The following is a 26,173-nucleotide window of genomic DNA, read 5'->3' as shown; positions in this document are numbered from 1 at the left end:
TTCCTGACCGGCACAAACAGATCCCGTGTCCGGCGGAACTCCTGCCAACCCTCATACCGGGTCCGGTCCGGCCTCGGGCCGAAGCGCAGGAACGGCACGGGAGCGTTTGGCTGCTCCGGGGGCAGGGTGCTCATCTCACGTCTCCTCCGTCGGCTGCGGGCCCGGTTCGTCGGATCCGTCATCGTCGTCGGCGATGACGAAGAGGTTGCGACCGCGGCGGCTCGATCCCAGCGGGGCAGGTACCGACGGCTGCTGCGCTGGCTTGGCCGTCTCACGCCGTCGGCGCCGGTGCGCGTCCAGGCTCTCGGTGGCTTCCCGGGCCCGCTCCCGCCACGGCGGCTCCGCACCCGGTGCGCCGAGGGCAGCCAGGCGCGGTGGTTTGTTCGGCTTCGGCGGCTGTTGTGGTCGGTCCGCGGCTGCCGCCTGGGCCTGGGTGATCTCCCGCGCATGCTGCGTCCGCTGAGATTTAGTCAGCTGGGACGGCCACTTCGCGACCGGATCGACGGCCCCCAGCATCTCCAGGAGCTTGGGGACGAGCTCGCTGTCAGAGCGCGGCTTGAGGCCCGCTTCCCTCACGCGGGTGAGGAGTTCTTCGACCCGGGCGTCACCGAAGGCTGGCATCTCGCCCTCCGGCGGCAGGCCCGTCCAGCGCAGTTCGTGCCATTCATGGGTATCGGGATCTTGGAAATACACCACCCGCCGGTCGCGGGGTTCACGGTGGATGACCCAGTGCTGCTTGTAGCGGCCCCCGCGCGCGGAGTTCATGTCGGGCTGGTGCAGTAACGCGGCGTCGTACCAGAGCCCCTTGACCTTCACGCCCCGCCGGTGGATCCGCTTCACATGATGCTCGGGCAGGAAGCGGTAGTACGTCTCCGGGGCAGGAATGTCCAGATCGAAACCCTCCTGGGCGAAGGAAGCGGCGAACAGGGTGTTGGGGCTGTGGTCACCGCCAGGATCCCAGCTGGGTGCAAACTCGCCGAGCCTGCGGTTCTGCCAGACCTTCACAACCCAGGTCGCAATGAAGTGTTCCATCTCGGCCAGGGTCAGCACAGCGTCGCCCTCCGGGTCCGCACCGCGATCGGAGACGTCGACCCCCGTGTAACCGGCCAGCTTCTCGAACACCAGCGAGCGGATGCTGCCGAAGACGCGCTCCACCGCGCTCTTGTCCTGCGGGCGCAGCACGCGCGCCGGAAGAATCCGGCAGCCCATCGCCTCTTGGACATCCACCAGATGGTGATTGCGGTAGACGGAACCGTGGTCCGAGGTGACGGTCTCGGGGGTGAAGAACGGCAGCCCGGCCACCTCGTACCCGGCGAACTCGGAGACCATGGCGGCCGGCAACCCCGGATAGGGCCACTCCATGTCCTCGCCCCACTCCTCCCGCATGGGCAACGGCAGCATGACGTCGCGCAGCACCATCGCGACGTCCACCGAGGAGTCCGACACCAGAGTGAGCCGGAACGCGCAGATGGAGTGGGTGTAGACGTCCAGCGCCAAAGTGAGGTGGACGGTGACCGGGTCACCAAAAACGTTCTCGCGGACCATCACCGGCAGGATCGTCGTGTCCAGCGCGACGACCTGGCCGGGGCGGGTCACGAGAACATGCCCGTTCTTGGTGGGCAGTTCGGCAGAGCGTTCGTACTTCTGGCGCGCGCCGCCCGGTCCGAACCACTCCTTCCACACCCGCAGCAGCGTGTGGTAGCTGGGAACCTCGACCTTCTCGCTCTCGCGCCCGTCCTCGTCTTCGTTCTCGAATGTCTCCCGCACATAGCGACGGATCATGATCTCTCGGGTGCGTGCGCTGACCCGAGACCGGTGGTGCTGCGTCTCCGCCCTGACCGCGAAGATCGCCTCGCGGACCTCCTCGCTGACGCTCGGGTGTCCCCCGCTCGCCCGCATCCAGCGGTGATCGGCGCAACCTACGATCCCGTACCTCCTGCGCCTGCGCTCCCAGCGCTCCAGCGTGCGCACCCCGACATGCGCGACGCCCAGAAGCAGCTTGGCTTCTTCGGGCCTCAGCGCCGACAACTCAGCGGCCTTCGCCGCCCGCCGCTCAGTCAGCGTCGTACGGTCCGGGTCGTACTCAGGGTGCGGCTCCCCTGGCTCGGGACGGAACGGATCACCACTGCGGAAACCGCAGTTGACCTCCATCAGATGCGCGAAGCGCTGTTCCATCAAGGGCCGCTTCTCCGGCTTCACATCACTCCACGAGCCCGGCTGTCGCCCACGGTTGGCGCCCTCCGCCGCTGTACGCGACGACGGCCGACAACGCGGGTGGTTGACCAGGAAGCGGAAGCTCGCCCGCTGGCGCTCGCCGTCCGCGCGCACCAGGTGGACCTGCCCCAGATGCGGCTCCTGCCGTTCGACCAGCCACTCCACTTCGTCGAGCACCACGCCCGCTCCAGGCGAGAGATCCAGTGCCGCCGCCCCCATCATGAGGGGCCTCCCGCCAGCACCACCCGCGAACTGTCCGTCAACGGTTGAGCAAGGTCGATCCCAAGTTTGCGATGCCACAACAAGTGCAGCAGCTGGGCCCGTGCCGCCGGCCAGTACGTCTGCGCCGCCGCTAACTCTCCGAATGTGGCTTCCTCTTCGGCATGAGCAAGTAGTTCGGGCTGAATGCCGAGCACGTCGCGTGTCGGACGGCGCTTCCCGTACAACGCGCCCAGCGTGGACCGCACATGCGGACGCCATGCGGCCGCGACCGCGTAGTGCCACCCGCAGGCCAACGCCACTTCCTCTGCGGCCGCGAACGACTCCAGGTCCTCGGGCTCGATCAGGTCTCGGGGCCGCACGTCGATCAGCCAGGCCCCCACCCGCGTGACTGCGAAGAAGTCCGGGGTGTGGTTGCGCCACTTCTTCATAGTGCGGAACCGGATACGCAACGGCTGCGACAGCAATTCCACCAGATCACCGGCAAAGTCCAGAGCTACCAGCAGCTGATCCTCTTCGAGGCTCTCGAACCCATGCAGGCGCCCCGTCGACACCAGGGACTCTAGACCGGGCCGGTGCCGCTGCTCCCGCCGCCAGGTGAACCCCCGCATCGGCCCACGGCTCGCCACCGGCACCTGCCCCAGGTGCCGGACCGGCCCGGCAATCTCGTCCCCGGCGTACTTCCACGTCGCGGTCCACCGATCCATCCAGCCATCGCACAGGTCCAGGCCGTCCCGCCCCGCGTCCAGCGAGACAGGAACGAGCAGATCTGTCCACGTGCAGCTGTGGGACCACAAGGGGCCCCGGATATCGCTCACAGTCCCAGGTAAGCCGTATGCACCCCGCCGGAGGGGCGATCTTCGAAGTTGGCGACAACTTGCCTGCAAAGAGGACGGAACACGTCAACAACGATGCGAATTCGGCGACAGATATCGTGCTCAGTGCTTCGAAAGGACCAGGTCGAGGTGGGACGCTAACGACAACTATCGTGCTCAGGCTCAGCAGCTGTGACTGCTCGCGATGGTCGGCACTTCGCAGAGCTGGTTGGCACGGAGCGACCGCGAGCGTGAATGCCGTTGTGAGCCGGGCCGCGACAGGTGGAACCTGGCCAGGCATGTTGGAACTACTGGAGACGTATCGCAGTCCGGACGAGGTCGGCGACGGCTCTGGACCGGCTGTGCGGTGGCCAGGCGATCACGGTGGTGACTGGGGGCGCGTCCAGCACGGGCACGGCGGCCAGGTCACCGTGCAGTTGGGCTCGGCACGACTGCGGTGAGACCGCGCAGGCACGGCCGAGCGCGACCAGCTGCAGCAACTGCGCGTGGTCGCGGACCTGCGGGCCGGGGCCAGGCAGGTAGGTGCCGTCGGGCTCCGGCCAGCGTGGCAGAGGCAGACCTGGCAACCCGGTGATGTCGGCCATGTGCACATGGGCCCGGACGGTGAGCGGATGCCCGGCCGGCAGGACCACGACCTGGCCCTCCGTGCTGAGTTCTTCGGTGTGGAACCCGGCCGTCGAGTCGAACGGCCGGTGCAGCAGCGCCACGTCGGCCCGGCCTTCGCGCAGCAGTCGTGCCTGCTCGGCCGGGCCGCACAGAATGACCTCGACGGGAACCGCGCCGGGTTCGGCGGCATACGCGTCGAGCAGCTTCGCCAGCAGTTCGCTGGACGCGCTGGCTTTCGTGACCAGGACCAGGCCGGGACGGCTGGTCGAGGGCAGGGCGGCGCGGCGGGTCCGCCGCTCGGCGGCGTCGACCGCGTCGAGGGCCGCCCGGCCCTCGACCAGCAGCACCCAGCCGGCCTCGGTCAGCGTGACCGTGCGACTGGTCCGATCCAGCAGCACTGTCCCGAGTCGACGTTCGAGCTGCTGGATCGCCCGGGACAAAGGCGGCTGCGCGATCCCGAGCCGCTGTGCGGCGCGCCCGAAGTGCAGCTCTTCGGCGACGGCGACGAAGTACCGCAGTTCCCGGGTCTCCATACCGCCACGGTATCCCGGATCAATACCTGGACGGTATCGTTGCCCACCCGATCGGTGTTGGACCCCGTCGGGGCCGGCGAGCAGCATGGTCCCCATGAGCGAACGAACGGTTGCGCTGGTCACCGGCGCCAACAAAGGAATCGGCTACGCGATCGCGGCGAGCCTCGGCGCACTCGGCTGGAGCATCGGCGTCGGCGCCCGCGACGAACAGCGCCGCAACGCCGCGGTGGACAGACTGCGCGCGGCCGGCGTCGAGGCATTCGGCGTACCCCTGGACGTGACCGACGACGCGAGCGCGACCGCCGCCGCACGGCTGATCGAGGAACAGGCCGGACGCCTCGACGTGCTCGTCAACAACGCCGCCATCACCGGCGGCATGCCCCAGGAACCCACCCGGGTCGATCCCGCCACCATCCGGACGGTCGTGGAGACCAACGTGATCGGCGTCATTCGCGTCACCAATGCGATGCTGCCGCTGCTGCACCGCTCCGCCTCACCACGGATCGTGAACATGTCCAGCAGCGTCGGCTCCCTCGCCCGGCAGTCAGGACCCGCTGCCGAGCAGACGGCAGGTCCGGTGTCCGCGGCGTACGCGCCGTCGAAGGCGTTCCTGAACGCCGTCACCCTCCAGTACGCCCGGGAGTTGAGTGGCACGAACATCCTGATCAACGTCGGCTGCCCCGGCTACGTCGCGACCGACCTCAACGGCTTCCGCGGCGTGCGCACCCCCGAACAGGGCGCGGCGATCGCCGTCGAACTCGCGACCCTGCCCGACGACGGCCCGACTGGACAGTTCTTCAACGACGCCGGCGTAGTTCCCTGGTGATGCGCAGGACCGCCATCGCCCGCCGCGGTTACCGCTTCGCCCGCGCGACTCGAACAGGTCCACCAACTGCGGCAACCGCCCCGGCCGACGCCCCGGCGCCCAGGGCACCGCTCCGCACCTCAACCGGTTCCACCATGAACGGTATCTGCGGATGTCGTTGCGGAGCAGGTGCATAGGATCGCGGCATGACGCTGCGGCCTGTCCTGGTGAACATGAAGGCTCTTGACGACTCGGCGGTCGGCCGGTTCTGGGCGGAGGCGCTCGACTGGAGTGTCACCGGCGAGGGATCGGGCGCGACCGCCGCCAAACCCGTCGGCTTCGATTGGCTGGACCCGGTCGGCGTATGCATCGACGTCGTCGCCGTCCCGGAACCCAGGACGACGACAAAGAACCGTGTGCACCTCGATCTCGCCACCACCTCCGCGGCCCATCAGGCGGAGTGGGTCGCGCGCCTCCAGGCCCTCGGTGCGACACCCGCCCACGTGGGCCAGGGCGACGTGCCGTGGACGGTCCTCGCCGACCCGGAGGGCAACGAGTTCTGCGTGCTGGAGCCTCGGGAGATGTACCGGGACACCGGGCCGATCGCCCGGGTGGTGGTCGACTGCGCGGATCCGCGGGCCATGGCCCGGTTCTGGGACGAGGCGATGGACTGGACCCTCCACGAGGTGACGGACGGCCGTGCGGTGTGGCGCTCGGCCCAGGGTGTCGGCCCGTATCTCGAGTTCCTCCGCTCGCCCGACGTGAAGACGGTGCCGGACCGCGTCCACCTCGACCTGGTGCCGGACCCAGGTGACGACAAAGCAGCGGAGGTCGCCCGGCTGCGGGCCCTCGGCGCCACCGACCTCGACGTCGGCCAGGGCGACGTCCCGTGGACGTGTCTTGTCGACCCGGAGGGCCACGAGTTCTGCGTCCTCGCCCGGTCCTGACGCGGAGCCTTGACCACACCCCGATACGTGAAACCCGTGCACTCATACGCCCCCACCCCCGTGGGGCAGCCCGCCCCGCCGAACCGCGAGCCGGTCAATCTGCCGCGTGGGAGCCCGGTGTATGGCCGAAGGTGCGCCGGAAGACATCGATGAACGCGCTGGCTGACGACCAGCCGCACCGGTGCGCCACCGCGGTCACCGGTTCCTTCTCGGCCAGCAGGACCAGGGCGTGCTGGAGCCGCAGCTGGGTGCGCCACTGGGGGAAGGTCATGCCGAGGTCGCTGCGGAACAGCCGGGACAGCGTCCGGTCACTCGCGCCGACGTGGCGGCCCAGCTCGGCGAGGGTGCGGTTGTCGGCCGGATCGGCCTGCAGGATCCCGCACAGCGCGCTCAGCACAGGTGCGGCCGGAGCGGGCAGGTGCAGCGGTTGCTGGGGGGAGGCCCGCAGCTGGTCGAGCAGCACAGCGCGCAACCGTGTCCGTTCGGGGCTGTCGGCGTCGGGGGTGCGGGTGTAGGCGATGATCAGTTCACGCAACAGCGGGCCCACGGCGAGCACGGTGGGGACGTCCAGGCCGAGTGGGTTGTCGGTCGCGGGCAGCCCCACCAGATGGAGTTCGAGTTCCCCGTGGGCCTGGTGGGCGTGGACGGTGCCGGCCGGCACCCAGATGGCGCGGTTGCCCGGGGCGACCCAGGAGCCGGAGCCGGTCGTGACGGTCAGCACACCCCGGCCGGCGTAGACGATCTGGTGGTCGTCGTGCCGGTGGGCGTCGATCTCGCCGCCGGTCGCCAGGAGCTGGGTGCGTGTCGGCGCGACCGGCGTATGGCGGATATTCGTCATTGCTCGGCAGTTTATCGGAAGCACGACATACCGGCGGGCCCGGACCATGACGGGGTGCGAAGGATCATCTCGATTTCCCTCCTGTCCGTCGGGCACGCCTGCGTCGACGTCTACCAGGGCGCGGTGGCGTCCCTGGTCCCGTTCTTCGTCGCCGAGCGCGCCTACAGCTACGCCGCCGTCTCCGGCATGGTGCTGGCCGCCTCGCTGCTGTCGTCGGTGGTGCAGCCGGTGTTCGGTGTGCTGACCGACCGCTGGGCGATGCCCTGGCTGCTGCCGGTCAGCACGGCGCTGGGCGGTGTCGGCATCGCACTGAGCGGGGTGAGCGGCTCGTACGGTCTCCTCCTGCTGTTCGTGGCGATCTCCGGGGTCGGTGTGGCCGCCTACCACCCCGAGTCCGCGCGGATCGCCCGCATCGCCGGCCGGGGCAGCCACAGCGCCATGGGCTGGTTCTCCACGGGCGGCAACATCGGTTTCGCCCTGGCGCCGCTCATGGTCGGCGCGGTGGTGGGGGTCGGTGGGCTGCGTCTGACACCGCTGCTGGTGCTGCCGGCGCTCGCGGGCAGCATGCTGTGCCTGCCGGTGCTGCGCGCGCTGGGGCAGCGGCAGGCCGCCGGGAACAGCGTGGCGACACCCGGAGAAGACGACTGGGGCTCGTTCATGAAGCTGTCGCTGGCCGTGGCGTGCCGCTCGATCGTCTTCGTGGGGCTGAGCGCGTTCATCTCGCTGTACGCCACGCAGCGCATGGGCGGCAACGCCACAGCCGGCACCGTGGCTCTGTTCGTACTTTTCCTCGGCGGCGCGGTCGGCTCCGTGCTGGGTGCCACGCTGGCGGGCCGCTGGGGCCGGGTCACGGTCGCCCACCGGGCATATCTCGCCTCGATCGGATCGGTCGCGGGCGTGGTGTTCGTACCCGGCCCGACCATGTACCTGTTCGTGGCACTGACCTCAGTGGGCCTGTACGTCCCCTTCTCGCTCCAGGTCACGCTCGGCCAGGACTACCTGCCCTCGCGAGTCGGCACCGCCAGCGGAATCACGCTTGGTCTCGCCGTCAGTGTCGGTGGCCTGATCAGCCCCGCCATCGGCAGCCTCGCCGACGCAACGTCTCTGCGGACTGCTCTGGCACCGTTGATTCTGATGCCTTCGGCGTGCTGGCTGCTGTTCCGCGCGCTACCCGAACCCCCCACACCGCACCACGGAACTCCTCCGGATTCGCAGACGGACGACACGGATGCCCCACCGTCCCCCGCCCAGCAGCCCGACGTGCTGCGGAACACCGGCACCAGTCCGCCGTCGGGGCCCGGCGTGCGTGCGACTTCCGAGCCAGGTGACACCTGATCCCGGTGGTCGACACCACCCCCAGAAACACTTCGTCCTCACGCCCGCCCAGGCCGCCCCGCAGATTGCGGAGGCCGTCAAGAGTTGAGGTCCACCCGCTACGCGGGTCCGGTTCCCGAGCACCCACCTGGAACTCTTCGGCATCCCCACCCCGGAGGGAGCGCGGGGCGTCTCAGCCGTGCGCCTGCTGGGCGTGCTTGGGCAGAAGGCCGACCAGTAGCAGCGTCAGCAGGTTCAGGCCGGCGGCGATCCCGAAGACCAGTTCTGCGGCAGTGAGGTAGGAGTGGACGGACGGTTGCCCGACCCGGGCGAAGAACACCGTGCCGATGGCGGCGACGCCGATGGCGCCGGCGAACTGCTGGACGGCGTTGAGCAGGCCCGCGCCGGTGCCGACCTCTTCGGCGGTGGCATCGCCGATGATGAAATCGACCAGCGGGACGAAGACCAGCCCGGAGCCGAAGCCGGTGAGGAGCAGCGCCGGCGCGAGTTTCCAGACGGTGAGGTCGGCGCCCCAGTGGGCGACGGACCACCACAGGCCGAGCAGGCCGACGACGGCGACGGACAGTCCCAGGTGCAGGCCGGCGCGTCCCAGCTTCTCGGCGAGCACGGCGCCTGCGAGCAGGACGGCGACGGCGGTGCCGAGGGCCCAGGGGACCAGCGTGAGGCCGGTGCGCAGCGGCGTCCAGTGCATGCCCTGTTGCAACAGCAGGTTGATGACGAGGACGAACGCGCTGAGTGAGGCGTAGAACCCGGCCACGATCACCAGGCCGACGACGAAGCTGCGCTTGCGGAACAGCGACGGTGCGATGACCGGGTGCTCGCTGCGCCGTTGGGAGACGACGAACAGGGCGAGCAGGACGACCGCGGCGGCCATCATGGCGTAGGTCCAGGCGGGCCAGCCGAGTTCGCGCCCCTGGATGAGCGGGACGATGAGCAGGGCCGAAGCCCCGGTGAGCAGGCCGACGCCGGTGAGGTCGAGGCGGGCAGCCGGGTCCTCCCCGCCGCTGCGCGGCAGCACACGCCGGGCGAGCACCGCGGCGATGATGCCGAACGGGACGTTGATCAGGAAGATGGAGCGCCACCGGCTGCCGAACAGGTCCAGGTGGAGCAGCCAGCCGGCCAGGATGGGCCCGGCCACCATGGTCAGGCCCATCAGCGGGCCGACCGGGGTCAGCGCCTTGCGCAGGTGCTGGGGCGGGAACACGACCTTCACCAGGGCCAGACCCTGCGGGATCATGACCGACCCGCACAGTCCCTGCAGCGTGCGGGCGATGATCAGGAATACCGCGTCGGGGGCGAGACCGCAGGCCAGCGAGGCCAGCGTGAAGCCGGTCATCCCGAGCAGGAACAGTCGTCGGCGTCCGAGCAGGTCACCGAGCCGCCCCGAGGTGACCAGGCCGAGCGCGAAGGCCGCGGTGTAGGCGCTGAGCACCCACTGCACCGTCACCTGGCCGCCGCCGAGATCGGCGTGGATGGACGGGCCGGCGAGGTTGGCGACGCTGGAGTCGATCAGATCCATGATGTCGGCCGTGACCACGACGACCAGGACGAGCCAGGCGGTGCGCAGCGGCGGCGTACTGACGGTGGGTGTGGAGGACGGTTGCTGGGTAATGGACACGAACACCGTTCTACATCGGAACGGTGTTCTGGGCAATGCGAACACCGTTCCAAGTGGTGCAGAACACTGTTCGCCGATTCGCTAGACTGCCCCTATGTCACCGACTCCGCAGCAACGGCGCGCCGCGCGGCACCAGCTCGGCACCGACTCGAGCGCACCCGAAGCCCGGCGCGGACCGTCCGGCGGGCGCAAGAAGCCGATCACGGTCGATGCCATCATCAGCACCGCGTTCGGCATCGTGGAAGCCGAGGGATACGAAGCCCTGACGATGCGGCGCGTTGCCACCGCGCTGGAGACGGGACCGTCGTCCCTCTACGCCCACGTGGTCAACAAGGAAGACCTGGACGAGCTGCTCATCGGACGGCTCTGCGCCGGGATCGACCTGCCCGAGCCGGACCCCGCCGTCTGGCGGCAGCAGATCATCAGCGTCTGCACCCAGCTGCGCGACCAGTACCTGCGCTACCCGGGTATCTCCCAGGCGGCCTTCGCCGCCGCTCCGTCCAATCTGGACACGCTGCGCGTCGGCGAGGGAATGCTCGCCATCCTGCTCGCCGGCGGCATCGACCCGCAGGCTGCCGCCTGGGCCATCGACTCGCTGTCGCTCTACGTCAACGGCTACAGCCTTGAGGTCTCCGTGGCGAACGGACGGCTCGGCCGCACCGACGACGAGGGCTGGGTCGTCAGCCGCGACGAACTGCTGCGCCGGTTCGCCGCACTGCCCGCCACCTTCCCGCAGACCAAGCGCTACGCCGCCGAGCTCACCGCCGGAACCCTCCACGACCGCTTCGACTTCACCATCGGCCTGATGGTCGACGGGCTCCCGGGTTCACAGCGCAACGCGTGACCAGGCCGGCCGCGCCCGCCACACCTGCCGGACCCACCGCGCCCGCAGCCGGACCGTCCGCGATCCCGTCTGCTCACCCTCACCGGGAACGGGCATTCCGCCGGCGACGGAAATCGTGATGCCGAAGGACCGCGCGAGCGGCAGACTGCCCGCATGACCGCACCGGATGCCAAGGCCGACCTCCACTTCTACCTGCAGTCCGCCCGCGATGCCCTGCTGTGGAAGCTCGAAGGGCTCCCGGAGTACGACGTCCGCCGCCCGCTGACGCCGACCGGCACGAACCTCCTGGGCCTGGTGAAACACGCGGCCGGCGTGGAGCTGGGCTACCTCGGTGACACCTTCGGGCGGCCGTCCGGCGAGGCGCTGCCCTGGCTCGAGGACGGCGCCGAGCCCAATGCGGACATGTGGGCCACCGCCGACGAGTCACGGACGCACGTCGTGGAGTTCTACCGCCGGGCGTGGGCGCACGCGGACGCGACGATCGACGCGCTGGCGCTGGACACGATCGGCAAGGTGCCGTGGTGGCCCGGCGACAGGGACGAGGTGACGTTGCATCATGCCGTGGTGCGTGTGATCGCCGATACGCACCGGCACGCCGGGCACGCCGACATCGTCCGGGAACTCGTCGACGGTGCCGTCGGGATGAACAAGGGCAACGACGGCCTGGCGCAGGGCGACCCGGCCTGGTGGGAGGGCTACCGGAGCCGGCTGGAGCGTACGGCCCGGGAGGCCGACCGGGCGGGATGACCGCCGCGGGCCGCCCTCGGACGGCATCAACCGGCCGTCGGAACAAGGACCTCGACCGTCGGGCCGCCCAACCGCCCCGCACCGCACCGCCCTGCGTCGAACCGGCCGGGAATTCGTCCGCCGTTCCGGTCACATCGGCGCATCGCGACGGGTCATCGAAGTGACGGGCCCACCACGCCCGGCCGGAGCAAGTTCCGGCACCCGCCTGATGAGGAGCACCTCGGATGCCCATCGCCCACGTCGTCGTCACCCTCCTTGCCGCAGCCATGTCGGGCTACTCGGCCGCCGCAATCCTCTTCCGTGCCGGATGGGTCCTGGAGGCCCTGACCGACTACCGGGTCCCCCGCTCGTGGTGGCTCCGGCTCGCCGCGGCCAAGGCCGCCGGGGCCGTGGGACTGGTGGCCGGTCTGTTCGTGCCGGTCATCGGCGTCATGGCCGGGGCCGGCCTGGTGCTGTACTTCGCCGGGGCCGTCATCACCGTCGTCCTGGCCCGCCGCTACTCGCACATCCCGTTCCCGCTGGTGTACGCGGCGCCGGTGGTCGGCGCCCTGGCACTGGGGTTCGCAGCCTGAGCGGCCTCCCGGCCCGGCGGGACCGGAGAACGGATCCCGCCGGCCCGGGTCGTCGGCGCCTCGGACGCACCGCCCACCTGGTCGTCCCGCCGTCCGCCGGCCCGCCGTCCGCCGGTCCGGGCCGGCGGGTCGTCACGTCGGACTCCTCGTGTGGTCGAAGCACGCACTGACTGCCCGGCGCGAGCCCCACCCTGAGTAGTGTGTGCGGAAATGTCCCCATTCTGGAGATGGATCCCATGGATGACGACGACACCCGCTCCGCGGACGCGAGCACGGGAAGGGCTCCCTCACCCGGCGGCCGCGCCGTCAGCCAGGTGGTGCTGAAGACCGCCGTGATCGCCGGCGGTGGAGCGCTGGCCGTCTGGGAGCCCGCTTTCACGCTCGGCGCCTACAACGTCATCTTCTACTACCAGATGCTCACCCTCTGGGCGGTGTCGACCGCCGTGATGCTGACCGCCCTGCTGATGCGCGAACGCGGACCACGGCACGGCTGGGCGTACTGGACCTGCCTGGCCCTGCCCACCGTCTGGCTCGTCATCGCCGCCGTCGTGCCGCGCAGTCACAGCTGGACGGGCCAGGCGCTCTTCCTGGCGGGCGGCGTCTTCAGCGTCGTCGGCACCCCGCTGCTGGCCTGGGTCCTCCTGCAGCTCCTGCTCTTCGGTGAGTCGGAACTCTCCGCGCGTCAGCGCAGGACGGTCATCTTCGTCCTGGTGGCCATCGGCGGACTCGCGTACATGCTGGGCAAGTTGAACCACGTCTTCCTCACCTGCGGAGATTTCGACATCAGCGGCAACAGCGTCCCTTCCGGGTGCCGGCCGGGGCACGCCTCCCCGATCGGCTGACGCGGATACGCACACCGCCGCGAGGCGCCCCTCCCCCCGGCATCGAATCGCATGCGCGTCGGATGCGTGACAGTGGACGGACCGGGCGCCGACTGCACTCGTCTAGGCTCCCCGACAGCAGACCTGGTTCCGCCAGGCGACGCACAGGTCGACGGAGGGGTACGGCATGAAGGTTCTGATCGCCGGAGGCGCGGGGTACATCGGCTCCACCGTCGCCTCGGCCTGCTCGGACGCGGGGATCACGCCGGTGATCATCGACAACCTGGTCACGGGCAGGCGGGAGTTCACCTCGGGGCGGGCGTTCTACGAGGGCGACATCGCCGACGGCCCGCTGATCGACCGTGTCTTCGCCGAGCACCCGGACATCGACGCCGTCGTGCACTGCGCCGCGCTGATCGTGGTCCCCGACTCGGTGGCCGACCCGCTGGGCTACTACCGGGCCAACGTCACCAAGAGCCTGGAGTTCGTCTCCCACCTGCTGCGCAACGACTGCGAACGCCTGGTCTTCAGCTCCTCCGCCTCGATCTACGCCGCGAACGCGGACCTGACGGTCGACGAGAACTCACCACTGGACCCGCAGAGCCCGTACGCCCGGACCAAAGCGGTCTGCGAGGGGATGTTCGCCGACATCGCCGCGGGCCGGCCGATCCGGGTCCTGTCCCTGCGCTACTTCAACCCGATCGGCGCCGATCCCAAGATGCGTACGGGACTTCAGCTCCGGCGGCCGAGCCACGCCCTGGGCAAGATGATCGAGGCGCAGGAGACGGGCGTCCCGTTCCAGGTCACGGGCAACGGCTATCCGACGCGGGACGGTTCGGGCATCCGGGACTACGTGCACGTCTGGGATCTGGCGGCCGCGCACGTGGCGGCGCTGGGGGCGTTCGACGCACTGCTGCCGGATACGGGCGGGGACCGGTCCACCGTCATCAACCTGGGCACCGGCAGGGGCACCACGGTGCGCGAGCTCCTCGACGCGTTCAACAGCGTGATCGACACGCCCGTGCCGTCGGTCGACGCCGGCGCCCGGCCGGGCGATGCCGCAGGGGCGTACACCCGCAGCGACCGCGCCCACCGGATGCTGGGCTGGCAGCCGCAGTACTCGGTGACGGAGGGCATCCGGCACTCGTTGCAGTGGGCCGCCGTCCGCGACGAGGTACTGACGCCGTAACGGGTGGCGGACACCGCCACGAAGCGACCGGTACACGGCACCACCCGGGACCGGGTGCGGGAGAGCGCCGAGGCGGTGCCGCGCCCCGAGCACGGCGGCCACGCCTGACCGGCCGGGTCGTCGTGGCCGTGCCGGGGCCGGGCCCGGTGCGGGGGCGCCCGCCTACCGGTCCCCCTCGATCCCCGTCCTCAGCTGCACGAAGGCGAGGCCGGCGGCCCGCACGGCATCCTCGTACACCTCGTCCGCGCTCTCGCCCGCGTCGATGCGCCGCCAGTTCTCCAACGCCAGGATCCGCTGTACGGCAACGATCTGCCCCGCCGCAAGCCGGTCCGGTACGCCGTCGCCCAGCGCGCGGGCGAGCGCCGCCTCCGAGCGGCCCTGGTATCCGTACATGCGGGCCACCAGTGACGGTGTCCCGTACAGCATCCGGTGGAACGCCAGCACCTGCGGGTGATCGCAGAGCCCGGTCACCGGATCGCGGCGCTCCAGGCCGTCCAGGAAGTGGCGGCGCAGGGCGTCCAGCGGCGATTCGTCCTGGCCGCGGGCCGCGACCACCCGGGCCGCCTCGTCCTCGTGGTCGGCGAACCGGTGCAGCGCGAGGTCCTCCTTGGCCGGGAAGTACCGGAAGAGTGTCGGCTTGGAGATGTCGGCTGCGGCCGCCACCTCCGCCACCGAGACCCTGTCGAAGCCCCGCTCCAGGAACATGGCGATCGCCGCGTCGGAGACCGCCTGATACGTCAGCTGCTTCTTCCGCTCCCGCAGGCTGATCGGCCGGGCCGCCGTCCCGGGTCCGGTCTTCTCTCCGCTCATGACCATGAAGCCTACGCCCTTGACCTCAACCGGACTTGACGTTCGAGAGTGGTCGCACGGGTGCCGGACCGGCCGGCCACCCGGATACGGAGGGTGTGATCCGCATGCGTGTGGCGCTGGTCAAGGAGTCGGGCGGTCCGGAGGTACTCGTTCCGGCCGAACTGCCCGACCCGGTGGCGGGGCCCGGTGAGGTGGTGATCGACGTGAGTGACGTTGACACGATCTTCGTGGAGACACAGATCCGGTCGGGTGCGTTCAGCGACCACTTCCCGGTCGTGCCGCCGTACGTGCCGGGCGGCGGGATCGCCGGAACGGTCCGGGCGGTCGGTGAGGGTGTCGACGTGGGCTGGGCCGGCCGCCGGGTCGTCGCCTCCATCGGCTTCGCGGGCGGTTACGCCGAGCAGGCCGTGACGTCGCCGGGCCACCTGGTGGCGGTGCCCGACGGGCTCGGGCTCCGCGAGGCCGCCGCGCTGATCCACGACGGGGTGACCGCGGCCGCCCTGCTGGAGGCCGTCGCCCCCGGGCCCGGCGAACGCGTGCTGATCCTCGGTGCCTCAGGCGGCATGGGCACCCTGCTCGTCCAGCTCGCCCACGCGGCGGGCGCGCACGTGGTCGCCGTGGCGCGCGGCGAACGGAAGACGGCGCTGGTACGGGTGCTGGGCGCGGACGACGTGGTCGACGGAGCGGACCCGGAGTGGCCGGTCCACGCCCGTACGGCCCTGGAGAAGGCGGGCGGCCCGGCCGACGTGGTCCTGGACGGGGTCGGCGGCTCGATGGGCGCGGCCGCCTTCGCGCTGGTCGCCGACGGGGGACGGTTCTCCGCCCACGGGGCGCCGAGCGGCGGCTTCGCCCCGATCGACCCGGGGGAGGCCGCACGGCGCTCCGTCACGCTGCGCACCATCGCGGACGTACAGCTGACGGACGCGGAACACGTGCGCCTGGCCGGGCAGGCGCTCGCCGAGGCGGCGGCCGGGCGGCTGCGCCCGGTGATCGGCAAGGTCTTCCCGCTGGAGCAGGCGGCACAGGCTCATACGGCGATCGAGGGACGCGGCCTGGTCGGCAAGGTGCTGCTCAGCACGCGGCATGCCTGACGGAGGGGGCGCGGCGCCCCGCACACTCCGCTCCCCTGCCCCGGCCGGTGACCCGCGGCCCGTGACCCACGGTCAGAAGACGTCCGGGCACCAGGCCCGCCGGGCCGCCCGGAACACTCCGTCCGCCACCGCCGCTGCACCCGGCGTGAGCTCATCGATCCTTCCCAGTGCCGCGAGCCGGAGCGCCGATTCGTCGCCGAGACAGAGCGTCCCCAGCTCCCGCACGTCCAGGGCGAGATCGGCGCTCCGTGTCGTGGGTGCGCAGGACGCGCCCGCCGGGGAGGCGTCGAGGCGGAAGCGGCCGCCGCTCAGGCCCGCCGGGTCGTGGACCTCCAGGGTGAGGGCTGCCGGGACGGCGTAGGTGCGGGCCTCCAGGGTTCGTACGACGTCCAGGACGCGCACCCACATCCAGTCCGCCTGTGTGACGATGCGGGCCGCCCGCGGGTCCGGGAGGAGGAGAGGAAGCAGGTCGTCGGGGGCGCGGTAGCCGGAGCGGACCGTGGTGACCCAGTCGATCGAGCAGACGAAGTGCCACAGCGACCGTTCCGCCGCCGGTGTGAGGGCGATCAGGTCGAGCACGTTCACCCGGTTCAGCGGCTGCTTCGCGTCGCCCCATTTGCCGTCGACGCGGTAGGCGAGCAGGCCGTCGACCTCTCCGTCCGAACTGCGGTAGACCGCGTAGAACGGCTCCGTCCATTTGTCCGGCAGCGGCAGGTCCTGGCCGGTCCGCAGCTGCCACCAGCGGTCCCCGCGGCTGACCGCACCGTGCTGCCGGGCCCGCAGCCGGTCGTGCAGGGCGGGGCCGAGCTTGCGTACGTCCGCCCCGTCCACCAGGTCGATCCGGCCGTCGTCCGCCTCGGACGGCCCCGACCAGCGCGGGTCAAGGCCGGCCCGCGGGACGTCGATCTCCCATTCGGTGATCCAGGTGGCCGGGCCGAACCCGTACCGCCCGTAGATCGGGTACTCGGCGGCGATCAGGGTGGCGGTCACGTCGCCGCGCTCCTTCGCCACCGCCAGGTCCGCCGCCATCATCGCGCTGAGCAGCCCGCGGCGCCGGTGCGTGGGCGACACCGAGACGTTGGTGATCGCGTCGGACGGCACCGTGGCACCGCCGACGACCGTGAGCTCGTGCGCGAACGACCGGAACGTCGCCACGCACCGCCCGTCGTCGAACACCCCCCGCGTGCGCTCCAGGTCGTAATGCGGGAGGCGGTTCGCCACCTCCTGTTCCGACACGGCCGGTGCCTGCAGGAAGCCGGTGTTACGGGCGCGCAGCCAGTCGGGGACATCGGACGCGGTGACGGCTCGGACCTCAGGATTCATGCCCCAACGCTAGGCACGGGAACGGGGAATGTCGCCAGGATTTACAGGCCCGCGCGGGACCCCCGGACCGGTCAGAACGCCGCCCGGACCGCGCCCACTTCCGCGGCGCCGCCCAGCAGCGGTGCCTTGCCGATCCGGTCCACCACCGGGGCGTCGACGCCGAGCAGCCCCAGCGCCCTGGCCAGCACCGGGCCGAGTGCGCGCCCGCCACCGTCGTCGATCTTGAACGCCAGTGCCCGGCCGTCCGGCAGCGCCAGCGCCTGGACGGCCTCGGCGCCCATCTTGGAGAGTGCGCCCGGCACCTCACGCATCAGCCAGGTGTCGGGACGCCGGGTGCCCGCCACGTACTCGGGGTGGGCGCGCATCGCGTCCGCCACCCGGCGCTCCGCGGTGCCTTCCGGCGCCAGTACGAACGAGCGGAACGCCCGGGCCAGACCGATCAGGCTGATCGCCATCAGCGGGGCCCCGCAGCCATCGGTGCCGACTGCCGCGACCGGCTCGCCCGCCGCCTCCTCGATCACCTGGTGGATCAGCTGCTGGAGCGGATGGGCGGGGTCCAGGTAGGTCGCCGGGTCCCAGCCGTTGTGCAGACAGACCGCGAGCATCGCCGCGTGCTTGCCGGAGCAGTTCATGGTGACCCGGTCGCGGACCCGGCCGGCGGCGAGGTACGACTCCGCCTCCTTCGGGTCCAGCGGCAGGTCGGGCGGGGTCTGCAGGTCGTCGGGCGTCAGCCCGTGCTCGGCGAGCATCTTGCGTACGAGTTCGAGGTGGAACTCCTCGCCCGAGTGGCTCGCGGCGGCCAGCGCCAGCCGCTCCCCGGACAGCTCCAGGCCGGCCCGGAGCATGGCGGCGGCCTGCATCGGCTTGTTGGAGGAGCGCGGGAAGACCGGCGCGGCCGGGTCGCCCAGTGTCTGCTGCACACTGCCGTCGGCGGCCAGCACGACCAGCGAACCCCGGTGGTGACCCTCGACGAAGCCGGACCGTACGACCTCGGCCAGTACGGGCAGCGTGGGGGACGCCGGGGATATGGAGGGTGTGGAACTCATCGTGGCGGCCTTCCGGGGTGGTGCGGGACCCGCCCCGGAAGGATCGCTTCAGGCGAGCAGGTCGTCTACTTGTGCTTCCCCGTCACGGTACCTGCGGGCGATCTCCGCGCTGCAATCGTCAGCGGTGCGCTGCAGCCGGTGACGGCGGCGGGAGACCTGCTGTTCGTAGCGGACCAGCCGTCCCATCGCGGTGTGCAGCTCTTCGTCCGTCCGGGCGTCGAGGTCGGAGAGCTCGACCTCGGCGAGCGTCTCGGCGGCCAGCCTGCGGAACTCGTCGCTGCGCGGAGTGGTCAGCGTGACGTGCCGGGCGGACGAGCGGTGGCGGGACGGGGAGTCGGCGAGGATCTCGGAGAGCCGGTCCACGACGGGTGTCTCGGGGTCCCTGCGGCGGGCCAGCTCGGCCCGCAGGATGTCGATCCGTCCCTGGACCAGACGGCGTACGTAACTGAGGTCCGCCTCATCGCGCTGCGAGTCACGGCGCAGCGTGCGCAGTTCCGGCAGCCGCAGGGTGCCCAGCTCCGGCCACGGCTGCCCGGACGGGCCGTCGTCGAGGCCGGTGCCGGTCCGCTGCACGGGTGGGCGCATGGCGCCGGTACCGGTGGCACGTGTGACCGGTGGGGCACCGGGGGATTGCCCGGTTCCGTATGTGCTCATGCTTCGTCCATCCCCTCGACCGGTGCGTCGGCACACCGCCTCCCGTGCATGGTGCCACTCCGCACGGTGACTACGCAGTTGCTCTGTACCCGTTCAGCCCAAGATAGGTTGGTCTGTATGCGTGCAGTGATACAGAGGGTGGACGGCGCGAGCGTCACGGTGGCCGACGGCGCGTGCGACGGGGGCGGACCCGAGGTGGTCGGCGAAATTGTCGGCGAGGGACTGTGTGTGCTGGTCGGGGTCACCCACGGGGACACAGCGGAGAAGGCGGCGCAACTCGCCCGCAAGCTCTGGTCGGTCCGCATCCTGGAGGGCGAGAAGTCCTGCTCCGACGTGAATGCGCCACTTCTGGTGATTTCGCAGTTCACCCTCTACGGGGACGCCCGGAAGGGCCGCAGGCCCACCTGGAACGCCGCTGCCCCCGGCGACATCGCGGAACCGCTGGTCGACGAGGTGGTGGCGCAGTTGCGGGCGCTCGGGGCGCACGTGGAGACGGGCCGGTTCGGAGCGGACATGCGGGTCTCGCTCACGAATCACGGCCCGTTCACCGTCCTGGTCGAGGTCTGAACCGTTCCGGTTCGGACCTGCGCCGGTTCGAACAGCGCCGGTAGACGGTCGCGCGTAGGAGATCTACGGCTCGACGACCGTCTCCTGGGCCGCCGCCGTACCCCCCGCGAGCAGTTCCGCGTCCACCGCCACGTTCCTCTTGACCAGCGCCAGAGCGATCGGGCCCAGCTCGTGGTGGCGGGCGGACGTCGTGATGAAGCCGAGCTGCCGCCCCTCCGTCCCGTCGGCGGCGAGCCGCACCGGGGTGCCGTGCCCGGGCAGCAGCACCTCGCTGCCGTCCAGGTGCAGGAAGACCAGCCGGCGCGGCGGCTTCCCCAGGTTCTGCACCCGGGCGACGGTCTCCTGGCCGCGGTAGCAGCCCTTCTGGAGATGGACGGCGCTGCCGATCCAGCCCAACTCGTGCGGGATGGTGCGGTGGTCGGTCTCGAAGCCGAGGCGGGGGCGGTGCGCCTCCACGCGCAGCGCCTCGTACGCCAGGATTCCGACCGCGGGGCCCTGTTCGGCGGCGTACTTCTCCAGGTCGGCGCGGGGCAGGAACAGATCCCGGCCGTGCGGCATCTCCCGTACGGCGATCCCTTCGGGAACCTCCGCGATGGAGCCGGCCGGCAGGTGCACGACGGCGAAGTCCTCGGTGCGGTCGGCGACTTCCACCCGGTAGAAGAACTTCATCGACTCCAGATAGGCGACCAGTTCGCCCCGGGTGCCCGGCTCGACGTGCATCCACACCGTCTCGCCGTCGTCGACGAGATAGAGGGCGTGCTCGATGTGTCCGTTGGCGGAGAGGATCAGTGCCTCGGTGGCCTGGCCCGGGGCGAGTTCGCTGACGTGCTGGGTGAGCAGCAGGTGCAGCCAGGCCAGCCGGTCGCTTCCGGTGACGGTGACGACGCCGCGGTGCGAGAGGTCGACGAGGCCGGAGCCGTCGGCGAGGGCGCGCTGCTCGCGGAACAGGTCGCCGTAGTGCGCGGCGACGCCTTCGTCGCGGCCCTCGGCGGGGACGGCGCCGGGCAGGGACAGCAGGGGGCTCTTCATGCGACCAGCGTACGACTCGGTTTGGAGGCCGCGCGGACAGGTGGGGTGGAGGAAGGAGCGGGGCGAGGGGCAAGCCTGGCAAGGCGGAGGAGGAAGGCGACGCGGAGCGTCGTCGACCGACGACAACGCCGCCAGGCGCCGCCCATCGGCACGCGACGCCGCCCCACCTGTCCGCGCGGCCTCTTACTGTCCGGGCACGGGTGACCGGGCCCCGTCGGACGCCTGCCCGTCGCCCTCATGACCCGCCGCCGCCTTCGCCGCGCAGCCGGCGCAGCGGCCGAAGATCGCGAAGTGCTTCATATCGGTCTCGAAGCCCAGGCTGTCCCGCAGCTTCGCGGTGAATTCGGCGACGACGTCGACATCGGCCTCGATGACGTCCTCGCAGTCCCGGCAGACCAGATGGATGTGGTGGTGGCGGTCGGCGAGGTGGTACGTCGGCGCCCCGTGCCCCAGATGGGCATGGCTGACCAGCTGCAGCTCCTCCAGGAGCTCCAGGGTCCGGTAGACGGTGGAGATGTTCACACCGGACGCCGTCCTGCGCACCTCGGCGAGGATGTCGTCCGGCGTCGCGTGTTCCAGCGTGTCGACCGCTTCCAGGACAAGCTGCCGCTGCGGCGTCAGCCGGTAACCGCGCTGCCGGAGATCGGTCTTCCAGTCGGTGCTCACCACAGGCCCAGTGTAGGACCGGATGAGCACCTGGCCGCAGGTCCTGCGACCACCGGAACGTCAGCGGCTACTTGAAGAACGCGATTCCGTCGTCCGGCAGGTCGCCGAGGCTCTTCGCCATCGCCTCGACCTCTTCCGGGGTGACGACCTTCTTCAGGTGCGCCGACATGTACGGGCGCAGCTCGACGTCGGGGGTGGCCTTCTCGCCGACCCACATCAGGTCGCTGTTCACGTACCCGTAGAGGCGCTTGCCGCCGTTGTACGGGCCGGAGGCCGCGGTCCGGGCCACCGCGTCGGTGACCAGGTCGATCTGCGGCTTCTGGTGGGCGAGCTCGCCGTACCAGATCTCGATGACGCCCTGGTCGCGGACCATGACGACCTCGACCTTGCGGTGCTTGTCGATGCGCCAGTAGCCGGACTCGGTCTCCAGCGGCTTGACCTTGTTGCCTTCGGCGTCGAGCACCCAGGAGTGCGAGACGTACTCCAGGAAGTCCCGGCCGTCGTGGCTGAAGGAGACTTCCTGGCCGAAGTTGCACTTCTCGGCGCCGGGGAAGTCGGACACGCCCGCGCCGGTCCAGTTGCCGAGCAGGAAGGCAAGCGGGACCAGGTCCGGGTGAAGGTCGGACGGAATCTCGATCATGAGCGGCTCAGACGATCTGTGAGGGGGTGGTGAGCGGTGCGGGCGCGGGTCAGCGCTGGCCCTGGTACAGCTTCTTCACGGTCACACCGGCGAAGGCGAGGACGCCGACGCAGACCAGGACCAGCAGGGTGGAGAAGAATGCCTCAAGCACGGGAGCTCCTCGGACGAGCGATAACGAGCGGTATGGCGGCAGTACAGGGCCGGGCCCCAGCCTAATGGGTTGGGGCCCGGCCCGACGGTTCGGGGTTTGCCGGGGGAAGGGGATCCCCCGGTGTGCGGGTCAGCCCAGCAGCTGGTCCTGCAGGATCAGCGTCTGGCGGAACGGGATCTGCTCGGCGATCTTCTTGCCCTGCTGCGAGTGGATGACCAGCGCGAGCGTGTCACCGGCCTGGACGTAGGCCTCATGGATCCGGCCCTTCCCGGTCTTCGTCTCGCCGAATGCGTAGACGTAGGTCTCGGGCGCATAGCCGGAGGCCTTCCAGCTCTCGTCCATCTGGAGTTCCTTCGGCCAGTCGAGCGGTATGCCCGGCGTGCTGCTCAGGTAGGTGTCGTCCCGGAGCCCCTGGGCGTACGCCGTCGAGTTGAACTGCAGCAGATAGACCTTGGACCTCGTGCCGTCCGGCATCGTCCAGCCGCGCGCCGCGATGTGGCGCAGGGCCGAGTCGTCGAGCAGCTGGGTGAGTTCGCCGCGCTTGTCCTTGCGGAACTCGCTGACGAACTGCGCCGTGCTCACCCAGCCGCCCGTCAGCTTCTTGTCCGCGGTCGCTCCGGCCGGGGCGGGGATCAGCAGCTTCCGCAGGTCGGCGTGGTGCACCTCGGCGACATTGCCGTCGCTGAACGGGCGCGGCGAACCTGCCGGCAGCGCGGGCAGGCTCAGTTCCGGGTAGTCCCAGCGACCGTCGCCCTCGGTGGCCAGGCCCGGCACGTCGGTGCGCTCCATGGCGGTGATGCCGAGCGCCGTACCGGTGCCGAGACCGCCGAGTACCAGCACCGCGGCGGTCCAGCGGGCGACGGCCCGCAGCACGCGGCGGGGCGGCCGGGGAGCCGGTACGGGCTCGCCGGGCCACGCCGCCGCTGCGGGCGCGGGAGGCACAGCGGGCGGCGCGGGTGCCTCAGATATCGGAGGCACTGCGGGCGGCACGGGTGCTGCGGCCGCCGGAAGCTCCGGGGCAGGGGCGGGTGCCGGGGCAGCCGCCTGCTCCGTGGCGGAGGGCTCGTCCGTCGCGGCGGCCGGAGCCGCCGTCTGCTCGCTCATATGTACTTCCCCGGGGACTCGATGTGGTCGAGCTGCTTCTTCACCAGAGCAGCGACGTGGTCCGGGCTGAACGGCTTGCTGCCGACCGCCTCGACGGTGATGAGCAGTTCCCCGTCGTAGGCGACACAGGACATGCCGTCGAGCTTCTCCTTGTGGACGGACTCCCGGAAGCACTTGGCCTTGCTGTGGCCGCTGATCTTCGGGCCCTTGCGGAACCCGCTGAAGGCACCCATCAGCTCGGACCGGAAGCCGAACATGTCATGGACGGCCTTCTTGTCCTTCATCCGCACGATCAAGGTCCCGACCGTCAGAGTGTTGTCCTCGGAGGTGTACGAGCGCTGCGCGATGCCCTGGATGTGGAGCTTGTCGATGCGCTTCTCCAGTTCGCGGCGCTGTCTGCCCGCGATCCCCCGGCCGTTCTCCTTCATCAGGGCGGTGGCCTTCACGCCGCTGATCTCCGTGTCGTTGCCGTACTCGTCGATGTCCGGACCGAGCCGGTACGAGTCGGGAGCCGGCAGCAGCAGCTTGCTGAGTTCGGTGTCGGCCTTGCCCCGGCCGACATTCCCGGCCGGGTCCTTGGAAGGTCTGTCCGAGCCGGCGTCCCAGACTCTGGTGGTGACGGTGCGGTCGGCGCCGTCCACGGCGGTCTTGACGTAGCCGGCTGCGCCGCCGACGGCACCGAGGACCAGCACGAACGGGAGCGTCGCGAGGACCACCCGCCGGGCCCGGCGCTTCGGCGCGGTCCCGACAGGTTCGGCGGGCACGACAGGCACGGCGGGTTCGACAGGCACGGCGGGTTCGACAGGCACGGCGGGCCGGGCGATGTCGGGTGTCAGGTGGTCGTCGTTCACAGCCGCTCCAGCTGTCGCTCGGCCAGTGTCCGGATGTCCTTCTTGCTGATCGGCGAGGTGTCGTAGATATGAATGTCGAGCATGATGTCGCCGCGCTGCGCGATGGCTCGCGCATGGTGGAGCGGCAGGTAGCCGGGCTTGTTCTCGACCTTGTACAGGAAGTAGCGGCCGTTGCCGCTGCCCTTGATCGGATCTCCCTCGTTACCCGCGCCGTCCTTGTCGTACGGCATGTAGTCCAACTGGCCGCTCGCGTGGTCGGACGCTCCGAGCTGTGCGCTGGACCGGAACTGCACGAGGCGGACGCTCACCTGGCGGTGCCGGCCCTGCTCCCAGTCGGCGCCCGCGATCCGACGGATGTCGGCCTCGACGAGCTGCTCGAACATGTAGCCCTCGCTGTCGAACCATCTCGCGTACTCGTCGAGAGTCACCCACCCCTCGCTCTGGAGCGGGAAGGGCGGCTTGCGTGCGCCCGAGGGCCGTTTGACGAGCAGCTCGCGCAGATCGCCGTCCGTCTTCAGCTGCCGGTCCTGCGACACGGGCAGCGGGTCCGGGACCTTGTCGGCGGGCAGCGCCTTCGCCGGGTAGACCAGGTTCGGCTGCGAAAGGGCGGGCAGCGGGGTCGGGACCCGGTCGGCCTGCACGCCGTATCCGACGGCGGTGCCGCCGGCGATACCGAGCACCGCGGCGGCGGCGATCAACAGGGCCGTGCGGCCACGGGGCCGCGGTTTGACCGGCGCCGGCACGGCTGCGGACGCAGGGACGGGCGCGGGTGCGGGCGTGGGAAAAGGAGCGTGCACGGGAACGGGCGCGGGAGCCGCTGCGAGCGGCTCCGTCACCGGGACCGGCATCTCCACGACCTGCACGGGCGGCTCGGCCGGCCCGTCAGGAATGGTGTCTTTCGGTTCCAAAAGGGGTCCCCCCACGAGACCTGAGGCGCAGATTCCGTTACCTGCGCACCCAACTGACTCACCGCTGCGGGGTGAGGTTGTGCGGCCGCCGATTACAGTTCGGCATATGCCGAAGAAGCTCGTGATCAAGGTGACCGCAGGTGCCGATGCCGCCGAGCGCTGCTCGCAGGCGTTCACGGTGGCGGCGGTCGCCGTCGCCAGCGGTGTGGACGTCTCGCTCTGGCTGACCGGCGAATCCGCCTGGTTCGCCCTGCCGGGCCGCGCCGCCGAATTCGAACTGCCGCACTCCGCACCGCTGCCGGACCTGATCGAGTCGATTCAGGCGGGCGGTCTGATCACCCTCTGCACGCAGTGCGCGGCACGCCGCGACATCACGGAGAACGACGTGCTGGACGGGGTGCGGATCGCCGGCGCCCAGGTCTTCGTCAGCGAGATCATGGCGGACGGCGTCCAGGCCCTCGTCTACTGATGGCACCACAGCGGCGCTACTGGCGCCGTTTCTTGCCGTCGAGCTCGTCCCACCACTCGTCCGACTTCGGGTCACCGGACGGATCGTCCCACCAGCGGTCGTCCGGCCCCCGCCGGTTGGCGACCATGGCCGCGACCGGCGGGATGACCATGGCCACCACGCACATTCCTATGGCGACGGGCATCGACCAGAGCCGTACGAAGGCCCAGGCGGACACGAAGAGGACGATGCATCCGCCCATCATGAGGAAATAGCCGCGACGGCGCCGGGCGTACATGAATCAAGCGTAGGCCCGATCGGGCCCGTGCGACCGGGCCGTGCGGCCCCGCGTGAACCGCCGCGGACGGCGCGGAGGGCCGCACCCCGCTTCAGAAGGCGTCCAACCCCCTGGGGTACGGCCCTCCGGCCGGTATGTGCCGCGGATCAGACGGCGATGGCCACCTCGGAGAGGCCACCGGTCTGCGCGACGACCGTGCGGTCGGCGCTGCCGCCCGGGACGAGGGCGCGTACCGTCCAGGTGCCCTCGGCCGCGTAGAAGCGGAACTGCCCGGTCGCCGAGGTCGGGACCTCCGCGGTGAACTCGCCGGTCGAGTCCAGCAGGCGCACGTAGCCGGTGACGGGCTCACCGTCGCGGGTCACGCTGCCCTGGATGGTGGTCTCACCCGGCTTGATGGTCGAAGCGTCGGGGCCGCCGGCCTGTGCTCCACACATGGTGTTCTGTCCTTCTGGTCGGGGGTCAT

28 protein-coding genes are annotated in these 26,173 nt (G+C 70.6%); 11 read left to right on the top strand and 17 right to left on the bottom strand.

Going from position 1 to position 26,173, the window contains the following annotated elements:
• Positions 1 to 135: 135 nt before the first annotated feature.
• From ACFVXE_RS14485 to ACFVXE_RS14475, 3 genes are all read right to left on the bottom strand, one after another.
• Positions 136 to 2,436, bottom strand: a complete 2,301-nt coding sequence (locus ACFVXE_RS14485) for a transposase (RefSeq protein ID WP_389671465.1) — start codon at positions 2,434 to 2,436, stop codon at positions 136 to 138.
• A complete protein-coding gene (locus ACFVXE_RS14480; RefSeq protein WP_389671464.1) occupies positions 2,433 to 3,251 on the bottom strand; it encodes a TnsA-like heteromeric transposase endonuclease subunit in 819 nt (272 codons plus the stop codon). Before ACFVXE_RS14480 ends, ACFVXE_RS14485 begins: the two co-directional genes overlap by 4 nt.
• A gap of 305 nt (positions 3,252 to 3,556) precedes the next feature.
• Positions 3,557 to 4,408 (bottom strand): LysR family transcriptional regulator, encoded by an 852-nt coding sequence (locus tag ACFVXE_RS14475; RefSeq protein ID WP_389671463.1) that lies wholly within the window; start codon positions 4,406 to 4,408, stop codon positions 3,557 to 3,559.
• A 94-nt stretch (positions 4,409 to 4,502) separates the two neighbouring features.
• On the opposite strand from ACFVXE_RS14475, the gene ACFVXE_RS14470 reads away from it, so the two are divergent.
• On the top strand, positions 4,503 to 5,234 hold the full coding sequence (locus ACFVXE_RS14470; RefSeq protein WP_389671462.1) for an SDR family NAD(P)-dependent oxidoreductase: 732 nt from the start codon (positions 4,503 to 4,505) through the stop codon (positions 5,232 to 5,234).
• 185 nt (positions 5,235 to 5,419) lie between these two features.
• Entirely contained in the window at positions 5,420 to 6,160 is a 741-nt protein-coding gene (locus tag ACFVXE_RS14465) for a VOC family protein (RefSeq protein ID WP_389671461.1), read from the top strand.
• Between the two features lie 94 nt (positions 6,161 to 6,254).
• Here ACFVXE_RS14465 and ACFVXE_RS14460 read toward each other — a convergent pair whose 3' ends face one another.
• On the bottom strand, positions 6,255 to 6,998 hold the full coding sequence (locus tag ACFVXE_RS14460) for an AraC family transcriptional regulator (protein WP_389671460.1): 744 nt from the start codon (positions 6,996 to 6,998) through the stop codon (positions 6,255 to 6,257).
• A 54-nt stretch (positions 6,999 to 7,052) separates the two neighbouring features.
• Here ACFVXE_RS14460 and ACFVXE_RS14455 point away from each other — a divergent pair, with 54 nt between their 5' ends.
• Positions 7,053 to 8,333, top strand: coding sequence for an MFS transporter (locus ACFVXE_RS14455; protein WP_389671459.1), 1,281 nt, complete (start codon positions 7,053 to 7,055; stop codon positions 8,331 to 8,333).
• Between the two features lie 172 nt (positions 8,334 to 8,505).
• Here ACFVXE_RS14455 and ACFVXE_RS14450 read toward each other — a convergent pair whose 3' ends face one another.
• Positions 8,506 to 9,951 carry a DHA2 family efflux MFS transporter permease subunit gene (locus tag ACFVXE_RS14450; RefSeq protein WP_389671458.1) on the bottom strand — a complete coding sequence of 482 codons (1,446 nt, stop codon included), beginning with the start codon at positions 9,949 to 9,951 and terminating at the stop codon, positions 8,506 to 8,508.
• Positions 9,952 to 10,045: 94 nt separating this feature from the next.
• Here ACFVXE_RS14450 and ACFVXE_RS14445 point away from each other — a divergent pair, with 94 nt between their 5' ends.
• From ACFVXE_RS14445 to galE, 5 genes are all read left to right on the top strand, one after another.
• Complete coding sequence (locus tag ACFVXE_RS14445; RefSeq protein ID WP_389671457.1) at positions 10,046 to 10,795, top strand: TetR/AcrR family transcriptional regulator; 750 nt, start codon at positions 10,046 to 10,048, stop codon at positions 10,793 to 10,795.
• A 153-nt stretch (positions 10,796 to 10,948) separates the two neighbouring features.
• Positions 10,949 to 11,542: a DinB family protein gene (locus tag ACFVXE_RS14440; RefSeq protein ID WP_389671456.1), complete on the top strand. Its 594-nt coding sequence runs from the start codon at positions 10,949 to 10,951 to the stop codon at positions 11,540 to 11,542.
• Between the two features lie 224 nt (positions 11,543 to 11,766).
• Entirely contained in the window at positions 11,767 to 12,114 is a 348-nt protein-coding gene (locus tag ACFVXE_RS14435; protein ID WP_389671455.1) for a DoxX family protein, read from the top strand.
• A 236-nt stretch (positions 12,115 to 12,350) separates the two neighbouring features.
• Complete coding sequence (locus ACFVXE_RS14430; protein WP_389671454.1) at positions 12,351 to 12,956, top strand: hypothetical protein; 606 nt, start codon at positions 12,351 to 12,353, stop codon at positions 12,954 to 12,956.
• Positions 12,957 to 13,122: 166 nt separating this feature from the next.
• Entirely contained in the window at positions 13,123 to 14,124 is a 1,002-nt protein-coding gene (galE, locus tag ACFVXE_RS14425; protein WP_389671453.1) for a UDP-glucose 4-epimerase GalE, read from the top strand.
• A 162-nt stretch (positions 14,125 to 14,286) separates the two neighbouring features.
• On the opposite strand, the gene ACFVXE_RS14420 is transcribed toward galE, so the two are convergent.
• The gene (locus ACFVXE_RS14420; protein ID WP_389671452.1) at positions 14,287 to 14,940 is read right to left on the bottom strand and encodes a TetR/AcrR family transcriptional regulator; all 654 of its coding nucleotides are present in this window, start codon (positions 14,938 to 14,940) and stop codon (positions 14,287 to 14,289) included.
• A gap of 98 nt (positions 14,941 to 15,038) precedes the next feature.
• Between ACFVXE_RS14420 and ACFVXE_RS14415 the strand changes: the two genes are divergently transcribed.
• Complete coding sequence (locus ACFVXE_RS14415; protein ID WP_389671501.1) at positions 15,039 to 16,025, top strand: zinc-binding dehydrogenase; 987 nt, start codon at positions 15,039 to 15,041, stop codon at positions 16,023 to 16,025.
• A gap of 72 nt (positions 16,026 to 16,097) precedes the next feature.
• Here ACFVXE_RS14415 and ACFVXE_RS14410 read toward each other — a convergent pair whose 3' ends face one another.
• The 3 genes from ACFVXE_RS14410 to ACFVXE_RS14400 form a co-directional block, all read right to left on the bottom strand.
• The gene (locus tag ACFVXE_RS14410) at positions 16,098 to 17,348 is read right to left on the bottom strand and encodes a GNAT family N-acetyltransferase (RefSeq protein WP_389671451.1); all 1,251 of its coding nucleotides are present in this window, start codon (positions 17,346 to 17,348) and stop codon (positions 16,098 to 16,100) included.
• Positions 17,349 to 17,419: 71 nt separating this feature from the next.
• Positions 17,420 to 18,394: an asparaginase gene (locus tag ACFVXE_RS14405; RefSeq protein ID WP_389671450.1), complete on the bottom strand. Its 975-nt coding sequence runs from the start codon at positions 18,392 to 18,394 to the stop codon at positions 17,420 to 17,422.
• 48 nt (positions 18,395 to 18,442) lie between these two features.
• Complete coding sequence (locus ACFVXE_RS14400) at positions 18,443 to 19,048, bottom strand: ABC transporter substrate-binding protein (RefSeq protein WP_389671449.1); 606 nt, start codon at positions 19,046 to 19,048, stop codon at positions 18,443 to 18,445.
• A gap of 117 nt (positions 19,049 to 19,165) precedes the next feature.
• Between ACFVXE_RS14400 and dtd the strand changes: the two genes are divergently transcribed.
• Positions 19,166 to 19,615: a D-aminoacyl-tRNA deacylase gene (gene dtd / locus ACFVXE_RS14395; RefSeq protein ID WP_389671448.1), complete on the top strand. Its 450-nt coding sequence runs from the start codon at positions 19,166 to 19,168 to the stop codon at positions 19,613 to 19,615.
• Positions 19,616 to 19,678: 63 nt separating this feature from the next.
• Here the strand turns inward: dtd and ACFVXE_RS14390 are convergent, their stop codons facing one another.
• The 6 genes from ACFVXE_RS14390 to ACFVXE_RS14365 all read right to left on the bottom strand — a co-directional run bounded on the left by ACFVXE_RS14390 (position 19,679) and on the right by ACFVXE_RS14365 (position 24,799).
• Positions 19,679 to 20,644 (bottom strand): YgfZ/GcvT domain-containing protein, encoded by a 966-nt coding sequence (locus ACFVXE_RS14390; RefSeq protein WP_389671447.1) that lies wholly within the window; start codon positions 20,642 to 20,644, stop codon positions 19,679 to 19,681.
• A 183-nt stretch (positions 20,645 to 20,827) separates the two neighbouring features.
• The gene (locus ACFVXE_RS14385; protein ID WP_389671446.1) at positions 20,828 to 21,313 is read right to left on the bottom strand and encodes a Fur family transcriptional regulator; all 486 of its coding nucleotides are present in this window, start codon (positions 21,311 to 21,313) and stop codon (positions 20,828 to 20,830) included.
• Between the two features lie 64 nt (positions 21,314 to 21,377).
• The gene (locus ACFVXE_RS14380; protein WP_389671445.1) at positions 21,378 to 21,950 is read right to left on the bottom strand and encodes an FABP family protein; all 573 of its coding nucleotides are present in this window, start codon (positions 21,948 to 21,950) and stop codon (positions 21,378 to 21,380) included.
• 280 nt (positions 21,951 to 22,230) lie between these two features.
• On the bottom strand, positions 22,231 to 23,205 hold the full coding sequence (locus tag ACFVXE_RS14375) for a hypothetical protein (RefSeq protein WP_389671444.1): 975 nt from the start codon (positions 23,203 to 23,205) through the stop codon (positions 22,231 to 22,233).
• Complete coding sequence (locus tag ACFVXE_RS14370; RefSeq protein WP_389671443.1) at positions 23,202 to 24,056, bottom strand: hypothetical protein; 855 nt, start codon at positions 24,054 to 24,056, stop codon at positions 23,202 to 23,204. Before ACFVXE_RS14370 ends, ACFVXE_RS14375 begins: the two co-directional genes overlap by 4 nt.
• The gene (locus ACFVXE_RS14365) at positions 24,053 to 24,799 is read right to left on the bottom strand and encodes a hypothetical protein (protein ID WP_389671442.1); all 747 of its coding nucleotides are present in this window, start codon (positions 24,797 to 24,799) and stop codon (positions 24,053 to 24,055) included. Before ACFVXE_RS14365 ends, ACFVXE_RS14370 begins: the two co-directional genes overlap by 4 nt.
• A gap of 271 nt (positions 24,800 to 25,070) precedes the next feature.
• Here ACFVXE_RS14365 and ACFVXE_RS14360 point away from each other — a divergent pair, with 271 nt between their 5' ends.
• The gene (locus tag ACFVXE_RS14360; RefSeq protein WP_389671441.1) at positions 25,071 to 25,433 is read left to right on the top strand and encodes a DsrE family protein; all 363 of its coding nucleotides are present in this window, start codon (positions 25,071 to 25,073) and stop codon (positions 25,431 to 25,433) included.
• A 16-nt stretch (positions 25,434 to 25,449) separates the two neighbouring features.
• Here ACFVXE_RS14360 and ACFVXE_RS14355 read toward each other — a convergent pair whose 3' ends face one another.
• Together ACFVXE_RS14355 and ACFVXE_RS14350 are read right to left on the bottom strand one after the other, a co-directional pair.
• Positions 25,450 to 25,710 carry a DUF3099 domain-containing protein gene (locus tag ACFVXE_RS14355; RefSeq protein ID WP_389671440.1) on the bottom strand — a complete coding sequence of 87 codons (261 nt, stop codon included), beginning with the start codon at positions 25,708 to 25,710 and terminating at the stop codon, positions 25,450 to 25,452.
• A gap of 146 nt (positions 25,711 to 25,856) precedes the next feature.
• On the bottom strand, positions 25,857 to 26,144 hold the full coding sequence (locus ACFVXE_RS14350; protein WP_030590573.1) for a DUF1416 domain-containing protein: 288 nt from the start codon (positions 26,142 to 26,144) through the stop codon (positions 25,857 to 25,859).
• Positions 26,145 to 26,173: the final 29 nt, after the last annotated feature.

This window comes from Streptomyces sp. NPDC058231 (genome assembly GCF_042882275.1).
GTDB lineage: Bacteria > Actinomycetota > Actinomycetes > Streptomycetales > Streptomycetaceae > Streptomyces.
This window is presented reverse-complemented; position numbering and strand designations above follow the sequence as displayed.